This window comes from Streptomyces sp. NPDC002076 (genome assembly GCF_053593835.1).
The window spans coordinates 66,943-82,577 of record NZ_JBSFDI010000023.1 but is presented as its reverse complement, the minus strand read 5'-3'; the positions used below and the strand labels follow the sequence as shown (position 1 = coordinate 82,577).

Sequence of the window (15,635 nt, the reverse complement as noted above, 5' to 3'; positions counted from 1 at the left end):
ACGAGTCGTCCGCGAGCTGACCGCCCCCGTACATGACGAGGCGGGGGTTGACCCATGGGTGCGGGCCAACCCCCTGTCGCCGACCGATCAGTGCCCGAAGTCGAACCAGTTGACGTTGACGAAGTCGGACGGCTGGCCGCTGGTGAAGGTCAGATAGACATCGTGCGTTCCGGTCACCGCGCCGATGTTGGCCGGAACCGTCTTCCACGTCTGCCAGCCCCCGGTGTTGCCGACGGCGAAGCTGCCGATGGGCGGATTGCCACGGCTGTCCAGGCGCACCTCGACCAGTCCGCTGACGCCGTCGGCCGCGCCGCTCGCCACCCGGGCGTAGAACTGGGTGGCCGCCGTGGAGCCGAAGTTCACGCCCTTGTACAGCGCCCAGTCGCCGTTCGCGATCCAGCCGATGTCCTGGCCGCCGCCGGTGTCGGTCGTGGTCTCGGTGCTGATGCCGGACTGGCTGTCGTAGGACTCGGCCTGGACGGCGCTGTAGGCGTCGCGGTTGCCGGGCGGCGGGGGAGTGGTGCCGCCGCCGCTGCCCGAGGACTGCAGGACCTGAACGTAGTCGACGACCATCGGGTGGCCCGGCTCCGTGGCGCCGGTCGGGCCGCCGCCGAAGGCCCCGGGGAAGCCGCCGCCCATCGCCACGTTCAGGATGACGAAGAAGCCGTGGTTCGTGGCGTTGGCCCAGGTGGTCGCGTCCATCTGGTTCGCCGTGACCGTCTGGTAGTTGACGCCGTCGACGTAGAAGCGGATCGCCTCCGGGCTCACCGAGCGGTCCCACTCCATGGTGTAGGTGTGGAAGCCCGACTGGCAGGTGGTGTTGGGGCACGCCGTCGAGTTGCCGAGGCCCGTGGTCTCGTTGCAGGGCCCGCCCGGGTTGGTGCCGCAGTGCATGGTGGCCCAGGTCTTGTTCAGGCCCTGGACGTTCTCCATGACGTCCAGTTCACCGACGCTCGGCCAGTTCTGGTAGTTGCCGCGGTAGGGCGCGCCCAGCATCCAGAAGGCGGGCCAGTAGCCGGCGGCCGCGTCCCCGGTCACATTGGGCATCTGGATACGGGCCTCCACGCGCAGCTTGCCGCCGGCCGGGGGCTGGAAGTCGGTCCGGGTGGTCTCGATCCGGCCGGAGGTCCAGTTGCCGGAGGCGTCGCGGCGCGGGGTGATGAGCAGGTCGCCGTTGCCGTCCAGTGCCACGTTGTTCGTGCTGGAGGTCATCGTCTCGACCTCGCCGGTGCCCCAGTTCGCGGCACCACCCGGGTACGAAGTCCCGGTGTCGTACTGCCAGTTGGCCGTGTTGACACCGGAGCCCGCCGCGCCGTTGAAGTCGTCCGCGAAGACCTGGGTCCAGCCGGAGGGAGGGCTGGGGGCGGTGGCGCCGGCGGGCGCGGTGGCGGCCGTGGCGACCGCCACCGCCAGGCCGAGCGTGGCGACGGCGGCGACGAGCGCACGCCGCAGGGGGCGGGGTCTGGGTATGCCGGAGGATTCGCTCATGGGGGGCCTCTCGGTGGGTACGGGGAGTGTGCGGGGTGTTGTGAGAGCGCTCCCACACTGAAGCCTGAGAGCGCTCTCAAGGTGCCGCCAATGTGCTCCCCGCCCCTGCGGCCGTCAAGACGTGAAACAAGGAAAGTCCTTGACCCGCAGGGGAGTTCACGGGGTGAAGCCTCCCGTACCGGCTCAGACCGCGCTGCCCGCCTTCCAGTCGGCCCAGGAAAGATTCCTTCGAGCGCTGCTTCCCCACCGCGGACCGGTTCGCCGAGCAGCGCCTGCTCCATGTCGTCGCCGTGGACGAGGAGTTCGTGTTCGTCCAGTACGAGTACGAGCCGACCGGTGGAGAGCGGTACCGCAACATGGAGGCGATCACCGTCCGCGACGGCCTCATCCGGGAGGTGCAGGTCTACTTCGGCGGCGAGGTGTGAACCGGTCCCGGGCCCACGCCCGGGTCACCGCTCGCGCCGCCCCGGCCGCCAGCCCAGCGCCCGTGAAATCCCCCGGGCCGCCAGCCGTACCGCAGGAGCCAGGGCCGGCACCTGGGCGCCCGCCCGGGGCACCACCACCGACACCGCCGCCACCACCTCCCCGCCCGGCCCGCGCACCGCCGCCGCCACCGACAGCGCGTCCTCCGTCACCTGACGCTCACTCACCGCCACGCCCGCGCGGCGCACTTCGGCGAGCGTGCGGCGCAGCCGCACCCCATCGGTGATCGTGTACGGCGTGAAGGCGGCCAGCGGCCCGGCGCAGTACTCCTCCTGCAGGTCCGGGTCCGCGTGGGCGAGGAGGGCGAGCCCGACGCCGGTGGCGTGCAGCGGCCAGCGCGCGCCGACCCGGATGTGCACGCCCACCGCCGAACGGCCCGACAGCCACTCGATGTAGACGACCTCCGCGCCGTCCCGCACGGCCAACTGCACGTTCTCGTGCGTCGCTTCGTACAGGTCCTCCAGATACGGCAGCGCCAGCTGCCTGAGGCCCAGGCCGCGCGGCGCGAGCGCGGCCACCTCCCACAGCCGCAGCCCCACGTGGTAGACCCCGGACGCGTCGCGCTCCAGTGCGCCCCACGCGGTCAGGGCGCCCGCCAGCCGGTGCGCGGTGGTCAGGCTGAGCCCGGCCCGGCGGCCGATGTCCGTCAGGGACAGGGCGGGGTGCTCGTGGTCGAACGCGGCGAGCACGGCCAGCAGCCGGTCGGCCGCGGACCGCTCGCTCACGGACACCTCACCCTGTCGCCGTACGTCGTGGCCCGGATCGTAACCGACGCCGCCGGCCCAGGCCTGCAGCGGCTGCTCGGTCACGCCGGTCACAGGTCCTCCGGCGGGGTCAGCGCGTCATGAAGGAGGTGACGGGCAGTGCCCGGGAGACGATCCGGACGTCGCCGAGGCGTCCGTGCAGGATCTGGTCGATCTTGTCCGCGTACTCGTAGCCGCCGAGCAGCCAGGGGCGCCCGGACGAGGCGATGCCGATCGCCGGGGCGTGCGGGTTGCGCGCCACCGGGCAGCCCTGGACGTACATGACCGTGTGCTGACCGTCGTTGACCAATGCCAGGTGCCACCAGGTCTCCCGGGCGGTCTCGTCGCCCCAGTTGGTGGCCAGCTGCCGCTGGTTGAGCGGGTGGACCGCCCACTGCGGGCCAGGGCCGTCGGACAGGGAGAGCGTGGCCAGCGGTTCGTCCGGGTCGTCCGTGACCGTGCCCACCGAGCCGTTGCGGCCGGTGCGGCTCACCAGCCCGGACCAGGCGTTGTGCGAGGCGTCCCAGTCGGCGGGCAGCCAGTAGAAGGCCTCGATCGTGTAACCGTTCTCGAAAGTGGCCGAGTTGAGCGGCGCGGAGTCGACGGTGCGCAGATACGCGCCCTTCAGCGGGGACTTGTACCCCTGGAACTCCAGGCTGCCGTGGCCGGGCTGGTCGGGGTGGTGGTCCGCCGACCAGCCCAGCGTGCCGCCGCCCACCGAGACCACGGTGAGGTCGTTGCCCCGGCCGGACAGATCGCGGACGGTGCCGGAGACGGGCGACTCGAAGCGCCAGTAGGCGGCCGTGCCCGGTATCAGCATCCTCGACACCGGCCGGGCCGGGCGGGCCGGCACCGGGTCGAAGCCGGAGAAGCGGGCGGCGAAGTCGATCTCGACCGAGAAGCGGTCCGTGTCGCCGCTGAGCTCGATCTCCTGCCGCTCCAGCTCGTTGAGCCCCTGCTTCGCCCGGCCGAGGATCCACGGCGAGACCGTCTCCACGTCGATGACGTTGCGGTCCAGGTCGAAGTGGTAGAGGCGGATCATCGCCGCGCCGCCGAAGTAGCGGTTCTGGTAGTTGGTGAGGTGCAGATGCACCTCGTTGCCGGCCGCGTTCTTGCGGGTCGCGCGGCCCGCGGGCCAGTAGTGGCCGTTCAGGGTCAGGAAGATCTGGTCGTGGTCCTCGATCAGCTGGTCCCACAGCTGCTGCCCGTACGCCGACAACTGCTCGTCCCCGACGACCAGTTCATGCGTGGTGAGCACGACCGGCGTCCTCGGGTGCCGGGCGAGCACGTCCTTCGCCCAGGCGTATCCCTGCGCCGACAGCCGCCAGTCCAGCGCGAGCACCATCCACTCGCGGCCGGCGGCCCGGAACAGGTGGAAGGTGTTGTAGCCGTCCGGCGAAGCACCTCCGAACGTCGGCTTGTCCCGGAAGCGCTGCGGCCCGAAGGCGTCCAGGTACGGTGTCGAGCCGCGCTGGTCGTCCGTCGACGACCTGATGTCGTGGTTGCCGGCCAGCACGCTGTAGCCGACGCCCCGACGGTCGAGGATCCCGAACGCCTCCCCGATCGCGGCGAACTCGTCCGCGGCGCCGTTCTGAGTGAGGTCCCCGAGGTGGCTCAGGAAGACGATGTTGTCGTCCCTGCCGTGCTCCAGGAGATAGCGCAACGAGGCTTCGAGCGGCGCCGGGTAGATGCTCGGGCCGTCGAACAGGTACTGGGTGTCGGGCATCACCGCGAGCGTGAACCGGCGGCTGTCCGAGTCCGGCCGCCAGCCGCTCCGCTCGGCCGCCTCGGCGCCGGCCGGGATGGCGACCCCGGCCGCGGCGGCGGCGCCGAGCAGCGCGGTGGCCCTGAGAAAACCACGTCTTCCGGCACCGGCCTGCACGGCCTCGCCCTGGTTGTGGTCGTGCGATGTACACATGGGTGCTCCGGGAGGGTGACGGGACGGGAGGGCACGGGGAACGAGAGGGCGGATGAGGGGCGGACAGGGGGAGGACGAGGAGGAGGACGAGGAGGAGGACGAGGGGGAGGACGAGGGGGAGGGTCAGGTGGCCACGGAACGAAGGGCTCGCGGTGCGCCGGCCGGACCTTCCGTACGAGGACGAGCCGTCGGCGCCGCCCGCAGCCGGATGCGCGGCGCGCACACCTCGGTGCCACGCGGCGCCGACGGCCCGTCCTCGGCCGTCACCACCCGCAGCGTCAGCCACGCCTCACCGCCGTCCTTCGGCAGGGTGAAGGGCAGCGGTACGGCCGCGGTCTCGCCGGGCCGCAGATCGGGCAGCGGGGCCGGAGCGGTCAGGGTGGGGCCGTTGGCGGGCGCCAGTTCCCAGGTCGCCGTCAGCCCGGCAAGACCCGGGAAGCGCCGGTGGTTGGCGACGACGATCCCCTCGTGCCGGTAGCACCGGATCCGGACCGGTGCCGCGATCTCCCGACGATGGTGCGGGTCCGGCCGCGGGACGCGGTCGCCGCGGCCGGGGAAGACCACTACTTCGGCCCCTTCGGCCTCGTCCACCCCGCCCGCGGTGCACGGGCTCTCGTGGTCACCGCCGTACGCCCGGCGGCAGCCGGGTGCGGTGACACCGTTGTCGTACTGCTGCCCGGCAGCCGCGCGCCCGGCCGGTCTTCCCTCGCTCACGCGCCGAGGATTCCGCGGTCCCAGGACTCCCGGATGAAGCCGTCCTGAAGGCCCGGCGTGGACTCGGTGGCCGCCCAGTGGTCCGCGCGCCCGGAAATGATGGGATGCCGGTGGACCCGGCCACCGCCCGGTCCGCCCTCCAGGGGCCGGGGCCGAGGTGGTCGTGGCGCAAGTTCGGGGAAGGACGCAGACGTGAAGCTGACGATTCTGGGCGGCGGCGGGTTCCGGGTGCCGCTCGTCCACGGTGCACTGCTGACCGACCACGCCGAGGGGCGGGTCACCGAGGTCGTCCTGCACGACCTGGACGAGCGCCGGTTGTACGCAGTACGCCGGGTACTGGACGAACAGGCCGCCGGCGTCCCTGACGCGCCCCGGGTGACCGCGACCACCGACCTCGACGAGGCGCTCGCCGGCGCCGACTTCGTCTTCTCCGCGATCCGCGTCGGCGGCCTTCAGGGCCGGGCGGACGACGAGCGGGTGGCGCTGGCCGAGGGCGTGCTCGGCCAGGAGACCGTCGGCGCGGGCGGCATCGCCTACGGCCTGCGGACCGTGCCCGTCGCCGTCGACATCGCCCGGCGCGTGGCCCGCCTCGCCCCGGACGCCTGGGTCATCAACTTCACCAATCCGGCCGGCCTGGTCACCGAGGCGATGTCCCGGTACCTCGGCGACCGCGTCATCGGCATCTGCGACTCGCCCGTCGGTCTCGGCCGCCGTGTCGCCCGCGTCCTCGGCGCCGACCCGAAGGAGGCCTTCGTCGACTACGTCGGCCTCAACCACCTCGGCTGGGTGCGCGGCCTGCGCGTCGCCGGACGCGACGAACTGCCGCGCCTGCTCGCCGACCCCGCCCTGCTCGGCTCCTTCGAGGAGGGCAGGCTGTTCGGCGTCGACTGGCTGCAGTCGCTCGGCGCGATCCCCAACGAGTACCTGCACTACTACTACTTCAACCGGGAAGCCGTACGCGCCTACCAGCAGGCCGGGCAGACCCGGGGAGCCTTCCTGCGCGACCAGCAGGCCCGGTTCTACACGGAGGCACTGGACCCGGACCGGTCCGCGCTGGAGGTGTGGGACCGCACGCGCGCCGAGCGCGAGGCCACCTATATGGCCGAGAACCGGGAGAGCGCCGGCGCGGGCGAGCGCGAGGCCGAGGACCTGTCCGGCGGCTACGAGCAGGTCGCGCTCGCCCTGATGCGGGCCATCGCCCGCGACGAGCGGACCACGCTGATCCTCAACGTGCGCAACCGCGAAACCCTCTCCGTGCTCGACGGCGACGCCGTGATCGAGGTCCCCTGCCGGGTCGACGCGCACGGCGCCCACCCGCTCGCCGTCGCCCCGCTGCCCGATCACGCCACCGGACTGGTCTGCTCGGTCAAGGCCGTCGAGCGGGAGGTGCTCGCCGCCGCCGAGTCCGGCTCCCGGCAGACGGCCGTGAAGGCGTTCGCGCTGCATCCGCTGGTCGACTCCGTGAACGTGGCCCGGCGCCTGGTCGAGGGCTACACCGAAGTCCATCCCGGTCTGGCGTACCTTGGGTGACCGCCCACGGGTAAGCGCTTTCCAACCCGCTCGCCCCTCCCTTCTTGGAGGCCCCTGATGCACGACGAACGCCGCCGGATCGAGGAGCGCGCCGAGCGCCTCCACACCCAGCGCATCAAGCCCGCGATCTACGCGGCCACCGCCCCGATGGCGGTCGAGGCCTGGCAGGCGCCGGGCGAGCCGGTCTCCTTCGAGGAGGCCGCATCCGCGCGCTACGAGCCCTTCGCGATGGACACCCCGTGGGGCCCGCCCTGGGGCACGACCTGGTTCCGGATGAGCGGCCGGGTGCCCGCCGAGTGGGCGGGCCGGCGCGTCGAGGCGGTCATCGATCTCGGCTTCATCGGCGACTGGCCGGGCAACCAGGCCGAGGCCCTGGTCCACCTGCCCGACGGCCGCCCGCTGAAGGCGGTCAACCCGCTCAACCAGTACGTCCCGATCGCCAACCCGGCAGCCGGCGGGGAGCAGATCGACTACCTGGTCGAGGCGGCCTCCAACCCCGACATCCTCGCCGACAACTTCGCGGCGCCGACCCCGCTGGGCGATGTCCTGACCGCCGGCGACAAGCCGCTGTACACCTTCCGGCGCGCCGACCTCGCCGTACTCGACGAGGAGGTCTGGCACCTCGACCTCGACCTCCAGGTGCTGCGCGAACTGATGGTCGAACTCGGCGAGCACGACCCGCGCCGGCACGAGATCACGCACGCGCTGGACCGCGCCCTGGACCTGCTGGACCTCGACGACATCCCCGGCTCCGCCGCCGCCGTGCGCGAGGCCCTGCGCCCGGCCCTGTCCAAGCCCGCCCACGCCAGTGCCCACGTCATCTCCGGCATCGGCCACGCGCACATCGACTCGGCGTGGCTGTGGCCCATCCGCGAGACCAAGCGCAAGACGTCCCGCACCTTCTCGAACGTCACCTCGCTCGCCGAGGAGTACGAGGAGTTCGTCTTCGCCTGCTCGCAGGCCCAGCAGTACGAGTGGGTGCGCGACAACCACCCGCACGTCTGGGCCCGCATCAAGGAGTCCGTGAAGAAGGGCCAGTGGGCGCCGGTCGGCGGCATGTGGGTCGAGTCCGACGGCAACCTGCCCGGCGGGGAGGCCATCGCCCGCCAGCTCATCCACGGCAAGCGGTTCTTCATCGAGCACTTCGGCATCGAGACCAAGGGCGTCTGGCTGCCGGACTCCTTCGGCTACAACGCCGCCTACCCGCAGCTCGCCAAGCTCGCCGGCAATGAGTGGTTCCTCACCCAGAAGATCTCCTGGAACCAGACCAACACCTTCCCCCACCACACCTTCTGGTGGGAGGGCATCGACGGCACCCGCATCTTCACCCACTTCCCGCCCGTCGACACCTACAACGCCCGCTTCAGCGGCGCGGAGATGGCCCGGGCGGTCCGCAACTACGCCGAGAAGGGCAGGGCTTCGAGGTCCCTCGCTCCCTTCGGCTGGGGCGACGGCGGTGGCGGCCCCACCCGCGAGATCATGGAACGGGCGCGCCGGCTCGCCGACCTGGAGGGTTCGCCCAAGGTCGTCGTCGAACACCCCGACGCCTTCTTCGCCAAGGCCCGTGAGGAGTACCCGGACGCCCCGGTCTGGGTCGGGGAGCTCTACCTGGAGCTGCACCGCGCCACGTACACCTCCCAGGCCCGCACCAAGCAGGGCAACCGCCGCAGCGAACACAAGCTGCGCGAGGCCGAGTTGTGGGCGACGACCGCCGCGCTGCACGCGCCGGGCTACGCCTACCCGTACGAGAAGCTGGACCGGCTGTGGAAGACGGTGCTGCTGCACCAGTTCCACGACGTCCTGCCGGGCTCCTCGATCGCGTGGGTGCACCGGGAGGCGGAGGCCGAGTACGCCCGTGTCGCAAGGGAGTTGGAGGAGCTGACGGCCGAGGCGGTGGCCGCGCTGGGCGGCGGCTCGACCCGGGTCTTCAACACCAGCCCGTTCGACCGCGCCGAGGTCATCCGTACGGCCGCCGGTGTGCCGACGTATGTCGAGGCACCGGCGAACGGCAGCGCACCGGTCGTGGCCGTCGACGCTCCGCAGCCGGTCACGGTGGCCGGCCGGGTCCTCGACAACGGACTGGTGCGGGTGGAGGTGGCCGCGGACGGCACACTGGCCTCGGTGCGCGACCTGCGCGCCGGCGGCCGTGAAGTCCTCGCCGGCAAGGGCAACTTGCTGCGCCTGCACACCGACCTCCCGAACCACTGGGACGCCTGGGACGTCGACAAGCACTACAGGAACCGCTACACGGACCTGCTGGACGCCGACTCCGTGACGGTCGTCGACGAGGACCCGCTGCTCGGCTCGATCCGCGTCGCCCGCTCCTTCGGCAAGGGCTCGCGGATCACCCAGACGATCACCCTCCGCGCCGGCAGCCCCCGGATCGACTTCGAGACGGACATCGACTGGCACGAGGCGGAGAAGCTCCTCAAGGCCGGCTTCCCGGTCGACATCCGCGCCGCGCACTCCTCCGCCGAGATCCAGTTCGGCCACATCCAGCGGCCCACGCATACCAACACCAGTTGGGAGGCGGCCCGCTTCGAGGTCTCCGGCCACCGCTGGGTGCACCTGGCCGAGCCCGGCTACGGCGTCGCGCTCATCAACGACTCGACGTACGGCCATGACGTCTCCCGCACGGTCCGCGAGGACGGCGGTACGACGACCAGGGTCAGCCTCAGCCTGGTGCGCGCCCCACGCATCCCGGACCCGGGTGCCGACCAGGGCCGCCACCGCCTCACCTACTCGCTCCTGCCCGGCGCGAGCATCGAGGACGCGGTGGCCGAGGGGTACGCCCTCAACCTCCCCCTCCGCGTGGCCGATTCGGCGGGTGCGCCGCAGCCGGTCGTCTCGGTGGACGGCGAGGGCGTGACCGTCGAGGCCGTGAAGCTGGCCGACGACGAGAGCGGCGACGTCGTCGTCCGCCTCTACGAGTCCCGCGGCGGCCGTGCGACGGGCGTCGTACGCACCGGCTTCCCCCTCGCGGGCGCCCAGGTGACCGACCTGCTCGAACGTCCGCTGGAAGACGCGGAGTCGGCGGACAGCGGAGTCTCCGTTTCCCTCCGCCCCTTCCAGATCCTCACGCTCCGGCTGCGCAGGGCCTGACCGATGGGCATGCAACGCCGACTCCGACGGTCACTCACAGGTAGCCGTCGTCCCGGTCCTCGCTGGGCTGCGGCCGGGCCTCCCGCCGTCCTCGTACGAGTTCGGTCAGGGGAGCCCGCAGCGCGTAGACGCCGGCCAGGGCGCCCGCGATGCCCGCCGCCGTGTACAAGCCGTCCTGCAACGAGGCGAATCGGTGCGACCAGGTGTCGCGCACGCTCAGGTGGACGGTGATCGGCGGGGTGAGGGTGTCCAGGGCACGGTCCGAGTCACCCTGGAAGGTGGTGACGGTGAGGGCCAGGTCGTACTCGCCCGGCTCGCCGGCGGACACACTCCACTGCCACTCCGCGAGGTCCCCGGGCTGTGCGATGACCTGCTTGACCTCGGGGGTCAGCGACACCACCCGCACGGCCGAGTCGCCGGCCGACAGAGCGGCCGCCTCCACCCCGCCCACCTGGAACGCCCGGGTCACCAGCGCGGCCTGCGCGGTGCCGTGCGAGGACTTCTCGCCCCGCGCGGTGAGGCGGACGTCGTAGGTGAGGCTGTCGCCGACGGAGACCGAGACGGAGGGGTCGTAGGCGAGGGAACCGTCGAAGAGGTGCTTGCGGTCGTCGACGATCGAGGACTGTAAGTCCGCCTGACCGGGGCGCTGCCCCACGGACTCGGGACCCTTGTTGCTCTCCTCGGGCACCCCGCAGGCGGCGAGGCCGAGTGTCAGGAGGAGCAACAGACACCAGGCGGCCGCGATCCTCTTCTTCACGCCTGTGCCGCCCCCGACTTCCGTCATGCCGAACCACGGGGAGGCCCCCGCGGCGGGACAAGATTCTTCCCGCCGCGGGGGCCCGGGCGCCAGCCCTTCTCCCGGTCGCCGTCAGCCGGTGAAGCCGGCCGTGATCGAGGTGAACTGCCAGTTGTTCTGGCTGATGCCGGAGCAGTTGCTCACCACCCCGCCGCCCGGGCACGGCCGGTCACGGTTGACCGACCAGAAGGCGAGGCGGGCGATGTGGTGGCTGTTGGCCCAGTCCCTGATCTGGGTCCAGATCGCCGGGGTCGTGTTCTCCTGCTGGTCGGACAGGCCGTTCATGCCGGAGATGCCGATGTGGGAGTACGCGGTGGCGTCGTCCCACCCGAACGTCGACTTGAGCTTGGCCTTCAGCCCCTCCGCCGCGTTCACGGTGTTGCCGTACATGTCCGAGCCGCCGCCGAAGTCGAACGGCATGATGGTGAACACGTCGATGTTCGCGCCGAGCGACTGCGCCTGCTCGATCAGCCGGTTGCCGTAGTAGGTCGGGCCCGTGGTCGAGGTGCCGAAGGTGACGATGGTCTTCAGGCCGGGGTTGTTCGCCTTGACCGTCTTCAGCGCGGTGAGGATCTTCGCCTGCACGGCCTCGTTCTCGAACTCGTCCGTGTTCTCGATGTCCATGTCGACGGCCTTCAGGCCGTAGGCGTCGATCACCTTCTGGATGGCCCCCGCGAGCGCGGCCGCGGAGGAGCAGTTGGCGCCGAGCTTGCTGCCCTGCCAGCCGCCGAAGGACGGCACGATGTCACCGCCGGCGGACCGGACGGCGTTGATCGCGCTCTGGTCGGCGCCACCGGTGAGCGCCCGGCTGCCGTCCCAGGCCGGGGTGCAGCCGCCGGAGTCCAGCACGAACGCCATCGTGAACCACTTGATCCCGGTCGCGCTCATCACCGTAGTCGGGCTCGGCGGATCGCCCCAGCCCTCGTACAGATACGGCGCGGCCTGCGTGAACCCGGTGCCGCCGCCGCTGCCCGCGTCCGTGGTCACGGAGACGGCGTTGGAGGCGGCCGAGACGTTCCCGGCCGCGTCGTGCGCCTTGACCGTGAAGGTGTACGACGTGCTGGGCGACAGCCCGCTGACCGTGGCGGACGTGCCGGAGACGGTCAGCACCTGGTTCGGGCCGCTGTAGATGTCGTAACCGGTTACGCCCACGTTGTCCGTGGCGGCGTTCCACGACAGCGAAACGCTGGACGAGGTCTTGCCGGTGGAGGTCAGGCCCGTCGGCGCGGTCGGCGCCTGGGTGTCCCCGCCGCCCCCGCCGCCCGGGCCGTCGAGGCCGATGTCGTCGGCCCAGTAGGTGCCCTGGGCGTACCAGCCGTGGACATAGATGGTGGCGCTGGTCTGCGAGGCGCCGGTGGTGAACGAGACACTGAGCTGGCTGTACGCCGTCGGCGAGGTCGTCCAGGTCGAGGCGCCGCCGTTCACGCCCAGGTACACATAGCTGCCGCGTACCCAGCCGCTGAGGGTGTACGTCGTGTTCGGCTGCACGGCGACCGTCTGGCTGCACTGCGCGTCGTCGCTGTCGGTCACCGCACCCTGCAGCGCCTTGGAGCCGCTGTGCACGGGGGAGGAGACGACCGAGCCGAGATTGCCGGTGCAGGTCCAGGGGGAGAGGCCGCCGGACTCGAAGCCGGGGTTGGTGAGGATGTTGGCCGCCTGTGCGGTGCCCGGAAGGGCGATGGCCCCGCCGACCGCGAGGGCGACGGAACCGAGGAGAGCGAGAAGCCGACGTCTGTGACGTCCGAGTGGATTGCGCACGCGATCTCCCTGTGGGGATGGGGTGTTCGGGAGTGCACGGCTGTGCGGAGGTGCGCCCATGAATTTGGTATGGACCAATCTTGCTGTCAAGGGCGAAAGCAGAATTGGTCCATACCGGCGGACTAGAGCGGCAGGGCCTCCACCGCCGAAGCCGCCTGGACGGGCAACGCCGGAAGGGCGATCTCCGCCTCCCTCTGCCGGGGAAGTGCCGCGGGCAGAAGCGACCGCGGCCCCGCCACCACCGTGTAGTCCTGCCCCAGGAACGGCGGCTCGATCACCCCGGGATCCTCGCCCAGAGCCAACTGCACCGCAGCCCAGGGCATGTTCACCCCGCACAGCGACACCTGGTGCAGGCCCCCGGAGGGCCTCGTGTTGACATCCAGCAGCACCGGCCGGTCGCCGAACATGCGGAACTGGATGTTGGACAGGTGGTGCAGCCCGAAGCCCTCCGCGATCAGCCGGGCCGGCTCCAGCCACCGCTCGTCCAGCGTGAAACCCCTGCGGCGGCCGTTCTTGGTGCGGCCCACCGCGAGCCGCAGCCGGTTGTCGGGTCCGGTCAGGCAGTCGACCGACACCTCGGGCTGCTCCAGGCGCGGCATCACCAGCCAGTCCACCGGCTCACCCGACCGCCGCAGCGCCTCGACGACGAGGTCCAGCTGGACGTACGGGCTCGGGAACCCCTCGAGGTGGCTGAGCGAGAACGGGGCGCGGGTGATCACCCGGAAGCCGACCCCGCCGGCACCCGCGGCCGGCTTGAAGCACGCCTTGTACCCGGCCGCCTCCAACTCCTCTACCGCGGCGAGGAGTTCGTCGGCCGTACGCACCCGCCACCACGGCGGCACCGGGACGCCCACCGAGCGGACCGCCTCGTACGCGGTCGCCTTGTCCTCGAACACGGCCACCGCCTCGGGCGTCGGCGCCAGCAGCGCCGTACCGGCCGCGGCGAACTCCGCGCGGTGCCGCACGATCGCCGCCTGGTGCAGCCGGGGCACGAACACGTCGATGCCGCGCCGGGCGCACTGGTCGAGCGCGTACTCCACGTAACCGGCCGGGGACAGGCCCTCCGGCTCCAGGTCGGCGGTGTCGGCGGCGGCCAGGACGGGGGAGTCGGGGTCCCCGTGCGTGGCATGGATCTCCACCGCGCGATCGCTGGGATTTCTGCGCAGCTGATCCATGAAGAAGACGTTCTCCGCGTACGTGCGGTTGAGCCAGACGCGTACGCGAGAGAGCATGCAGGCCGCCTTTCACGGTTTTCGGGCAGGGCTCGGCGGCCCGTGCCCGGGCAGGAGGGAGGAAGGGACGCCAAAGAACCCCTGAGAAAAGGGAGGTTGGGGTGATGGTGTCGGGGCGATCATACGGCTTTCGAGAGCCCCCGCGTGCAACGCGGATGTTACGGATTTCCGGGACTCGTCCAGTAGGCTCGCCGGAGTCCCCCAGGGCGGCGCCGGCCCGCTGCCGCGCCCCGCGACACGGTGGCCGGGGCCCCTTGTCGGGGTGTCCGGGAATGTGTTCTCGTGGTCCCGGCGGAGGATGATCGGAAGGGGTGCAGGGTGGAGTCTGCGGCCGGGGCCGGGCAGCTGCTGGCCATCAGCGACCTGCACATCACCTATCCGGAGAACCGCGCCCTGGTCGAGGAGATGCGCCCCGCCGGCGACGAGGACTGGCTGATCGTGGCCGGTGACATCGCCGAGACGGTGGCCGACATCCGCTGGACCCTGGAAAAGCTCGCGGGCCGCTTCCACAAGGTGCTGTGGGCCCCCGGCAACCACGAGCTCTGGACGCACCCGAAGGATCCGGTCGCCCTGCGCGGCGTCGCCCGCTACGAGCACCTGGTCGCACTGTGCCGCGAGCTGGGCGTCGTCACCCCCGAGGACCCCTATCCGGTGTGGCGCGGCCCCGGCGGCCCGGTCGTCGTCGCCCCGCTGTTCCTGCTGTACGACTACTCGTTCCTGCCGCCCGGCTGCGCCACCAAGGCCGAAGGTCTGGCCTACGCGCAGAGCACCGGCATCGTCTGCAACGACGAGTACCTGCTGCACCCCGATCCCTATCCGACCCGTGACGCCTGGTGCCGGGCGCGGGTCGCCGAGACCGAGCGCAGGCTCGCCGAGCTGCCCGCGGACCTGCCGGTCGTACCGGTCAACCACTATCCGCTGCACCGGCATCCCACCGAGGTGCTGTGGTACCCCGAGTTCGCCATGTGGTGCGGCACCCTGCTGACCGCCGACTGGCACCGCCGGTTCCGCGTCGCGACCATGGTCTACGGCCATCTGCACATCCCCCGCACCACCTGGCACGACGGAGTCCGCTTCGAGGAGGTCTCCGTAGGCTATCCCCGAGAATGGCGCAAGCGCTCGGAGCCGCCGGGACAGCTGCGCCGCATCCTGCCGATGGAGGTCGAAGCCGGTGATCGAGGAGCTGCTCCCGGAGTCGGTCGTGGCCGTGGAGGCACACGGTGACGACGCGCTGTGGGACGCCCCGTTCTACCCCGGGGAGGCAGCGCTCGTCGAGCGTGCCGTGCCCAAGCGCCGCCGCGAGTTCGCCGCCGTGCGCGGCTGCGCCCGGCGCGCCATGGAGAAGCTCGGCGTGCCCGCCCAGCCCGTCCTCAGCGGCGAGCGGGGCGCCCCGCGCTGGCCGGACGGCCTGATCGGCAGCATGACCCACTGCGACGGCTACTGCGCCGCCGCACTGGCCCGGGGCGGCGACCTGGCCTCCCTCGGCATCGACGCCGAACCGCACGGGCCGCTCCCGGACGGCGTGGGCGCCTCCGTCCTCCTGCCCGCCGAGGCCGAGCGGCTGGACCGCCTCGCCGCGCGGCGACCCGGTGTGCACTGGGACCGGATCCTGTTCAGCGCCAAGGAGTCCGTCTACAAGGCGTGGTTCCCGCTGACCCGCACCTGGCTGGACTTCTCCGAGGCCGACATCACCCTCGACCCGAGCCCCGGCGACGAGCCGCACGGCACCCTGCGTGCCGAACTCCTCGTCCCCGGGCCCCGGGTCGGCGACCGCCGGCTCCAGGTCTTCGACGGCCGGTGGGCCGTACGCGACCAAGTGGTCACCACCGCAGTGGTCGTCCCGCATCCCTGAGCCCCCGGCAGCGGCTCGG

General features: G+C 71.7%; 11 protein-coding genes and 1 pseudogene. 5 read left to right on the top strand and 7 right to left on the bottom strand.

The annotated features are described in order from the left end of the window. Positions 1 to 87: 87 nt before the first annotated feature. The gene (locus ACWCQS_RS36285) at positions 88 to 1,488 is read right to left on the bottom strand and encodes a glycoside hydrolase family 16 protein (protein ID WP_451008420.1); all 1,401 of its coding nucleotides are present in this window, start codon (positions 1,486 to 1,488) and stop codon (positions 88 to 90) included. Positions 1,489 to 1,778: 290 nt separating this feature from the next. Here ACWCQS_RS36285 and ACWCQS_RS36280 point away from each other — a divergent pair, with 290 nt between their 5' ends. Continuing rightward, the gene (locus ACWCQS_RS36280) at positions 1,779 to 1,913 is read left to right on the top strand and encodes a hypothetical protein (protein WP_451008419.1); all 135 of its coding nucleotides are present in this window, start codon (positions 1,779 to 1,781) and stop codon (positions 1,911 to 1,913) included. A 24-nt stretch (positions 1,914 to 1,937) separates the two neighbouring features. On the opposite strand, the gene ACWCQS_RS36275 is transcribed toward ACWCQS_RS36280, so the two are convergent. The 3 genes and pseudogenes from ACWCQS_RS36275 to ACWCQS_RS36265 all read right to left on the bottom strand — a co-directional run. Then, positions 1,938 to 2,696, bottom strand: coding sequence for an IclR family transcriptional regulator (locus ACWCQS_RS36275; RefSeq protein WP_451008469.1), 759 nt, complete (start codon positions 2,694 to 2,696; stop codon positions 1,938 to 1,940). 109 nt (positions 2,697 to 2,805) lie between these two features. Continuing rightward, complete coding sequence (locus ACWCQS_RS36270) at positions 2,806 to 4,632, bottom strand: LamG-like jellyroll fold domain-containing protein (RefSeq protein ID WP_451008418.1); 1,827 nt, start codon at positions 4,630 to 4,632, stop codon at positions 2,806 to 2,808. A 192-nt stretch (positions 4,633 to 4,824) separates the two neighbouring features. Beyond that, positions 4,825 to 5,432 (bottom strand): annotated as a pseudogene (locus tag ACWCQS_RS36265) (beta-galactosidase domain 4-containing protein); the annotation flags it as partial. 106 nt (positions 5,433 to 5,538) lie between these two features. On the opposite strand from ACWCQS_RS36265, the gene ACWCQS_RS36260 reads away from it, so the two are divergent. After that, a complete protein-coding gene (locus tag ACWCQS_RS36260) occupies positions 5,539 to 6,876 on the top strand; it encodes a 6-phospho-beta-glucosidase (RefSeq protein ID WP_451008417.1) in 1,338 nt (445 codons plus the stop codon). Positions 6,877 to 6,933: 57 nt separating this feature from the next. Beyond that, positions 6,934 to 9,978, top strand: coding sequence for an alpha-mannosidase (locus tag ACWCQS_RS36255; RefSeq protein WP_451008416.1), 3,045 nt, complete (start codon positions 6,934 to 6,936; stop codon positions 9,976 to 9,978). Between the two features lie 34 nt (positions 9,979 to 10,012). Here the strand turns inward: ACWCQS_RS36255 and ACWCQS_RS36250 are convergent, their stop codons facing one another. The 3 genes from ACWCQS_RS36250 to ACWCQS_RS36240 all read right to left on the bottom strand — a co-directional run bounded on the left by ACWCQS_RS36250 (position 10,013) and on the right by ACWCQS_RS36240 (position 13,764). Further along, positions 10,013 to 10,762, bottom strand: coding sequence for a hypothetical protein (locus ACWCQS_RS36250; RefSeq protein WP_451008415.1), 750 nt, complete (start codon positions 10,760 to 10,762; stop codon positions 10,013 to 10,015). A gap of 84 nt (positions 10,763 to 10,846) precedes the next feature. Further along, positions 10,847 to 12,532, bottom strand: coding sequence for a carbohydrate binding domain-containing protein (locus ACWCQS_RS36245; protein WP_451008414.1), 1,686 nt, complete (start codon positions 12,530 to 12,532; stop codon positions 10,847 to 10,849). A gap of 122 nt (positions 12,533 to 12,654) precedes the next feature. Then, positions 12,655 to 13,764 carry an ATP-grasp domain-containing protein gene (locus ACWCQS_RS36240; RefSeq protein WP_451008413.1) on the bottom strand — a complete coding sequence of 370 codons (1,110 nt, stop codon included), beginning with the start codon at positions 13,762 to 13,764 and terminating at the stop codon, positions 12,655 to 12,657. A gap of 318 nt (positions 13,765 to 14,082) precedes the next feature. Here ACWCQS_RS36240 and ACWCQS_RS36235 point away from each other — a divergent pair, with 318 nt between their 5' ends. Further along, on the top strand, positions 14,083 to 14,988 hold the full coding sequence (locus tag ACWCQS_RS36235) for a metallophosphoesterase family protein (RefSeq protein ID WP_451008412.1): 906 nt from the start codon (positions 14,083 to 14,085) through the stop codon (positions 14,986 to 14,988). Then, positions 14,936 to 15,616, top strand: coding sequence for a 4'-phosphopantetheinyl transferase family protein (locus ACWCQS_RS36230; protein ID WP_451008411.1), 681 nt, complete (start codon positions 14,936 to 14,938; stop codon positions 15,614 to 15,616). Before ACWCQS_RS36235 ends, ACWCQS_RS36230 begins: the two co-directional genes overlap by 53 nt. Positions 15,617 to 15,635 lie beyond the last annotated feature (19 nt).

What these genes read in the sequence shown, in the direction of transcription:
- ACWCQS_RS36285 (WP_451008420.1), bottom strand. Translation starts at nt 1,488, where the DNA reads ATGAGCGAATCCTCCGGCATACCCAGACCCCGCCCCCTGCGGCGTGCG.
- ACWCQS_RS36270 (WP_451008418.1), bottom strand. Translation starts at nt 4,632, where the DNA reads ATGTGTACATCGCACGACCACAACCAGGGCGAGGCCGTGCAGGCCGGT.
- ACWCQS_RS36255 (WP_451008416.1), top strand. Translation starts at nt 6,934, where the DNA reads ATGCACGACGAACGCCGCCGGATCGAGGAGCGCGCCGAGCGCCTCCAC.
- ACWCQS_RS36250 (WP_451008415.1), bottom strand. Translation starts at nt 10,762, where the DNA reads ATGACGGAAGTCGGGGGCGGCACAGGCGTGAAGAAGAGGATCGCGGCC.
- ACWCQS_RS36240 (WP_451008413.1), bottom strand. Translation starts at nt 13,764, where the DNA reads ATGCTCTCTCGCGTACGCGTCTGGCTCAACCGCACGTACGCGGAGAAC.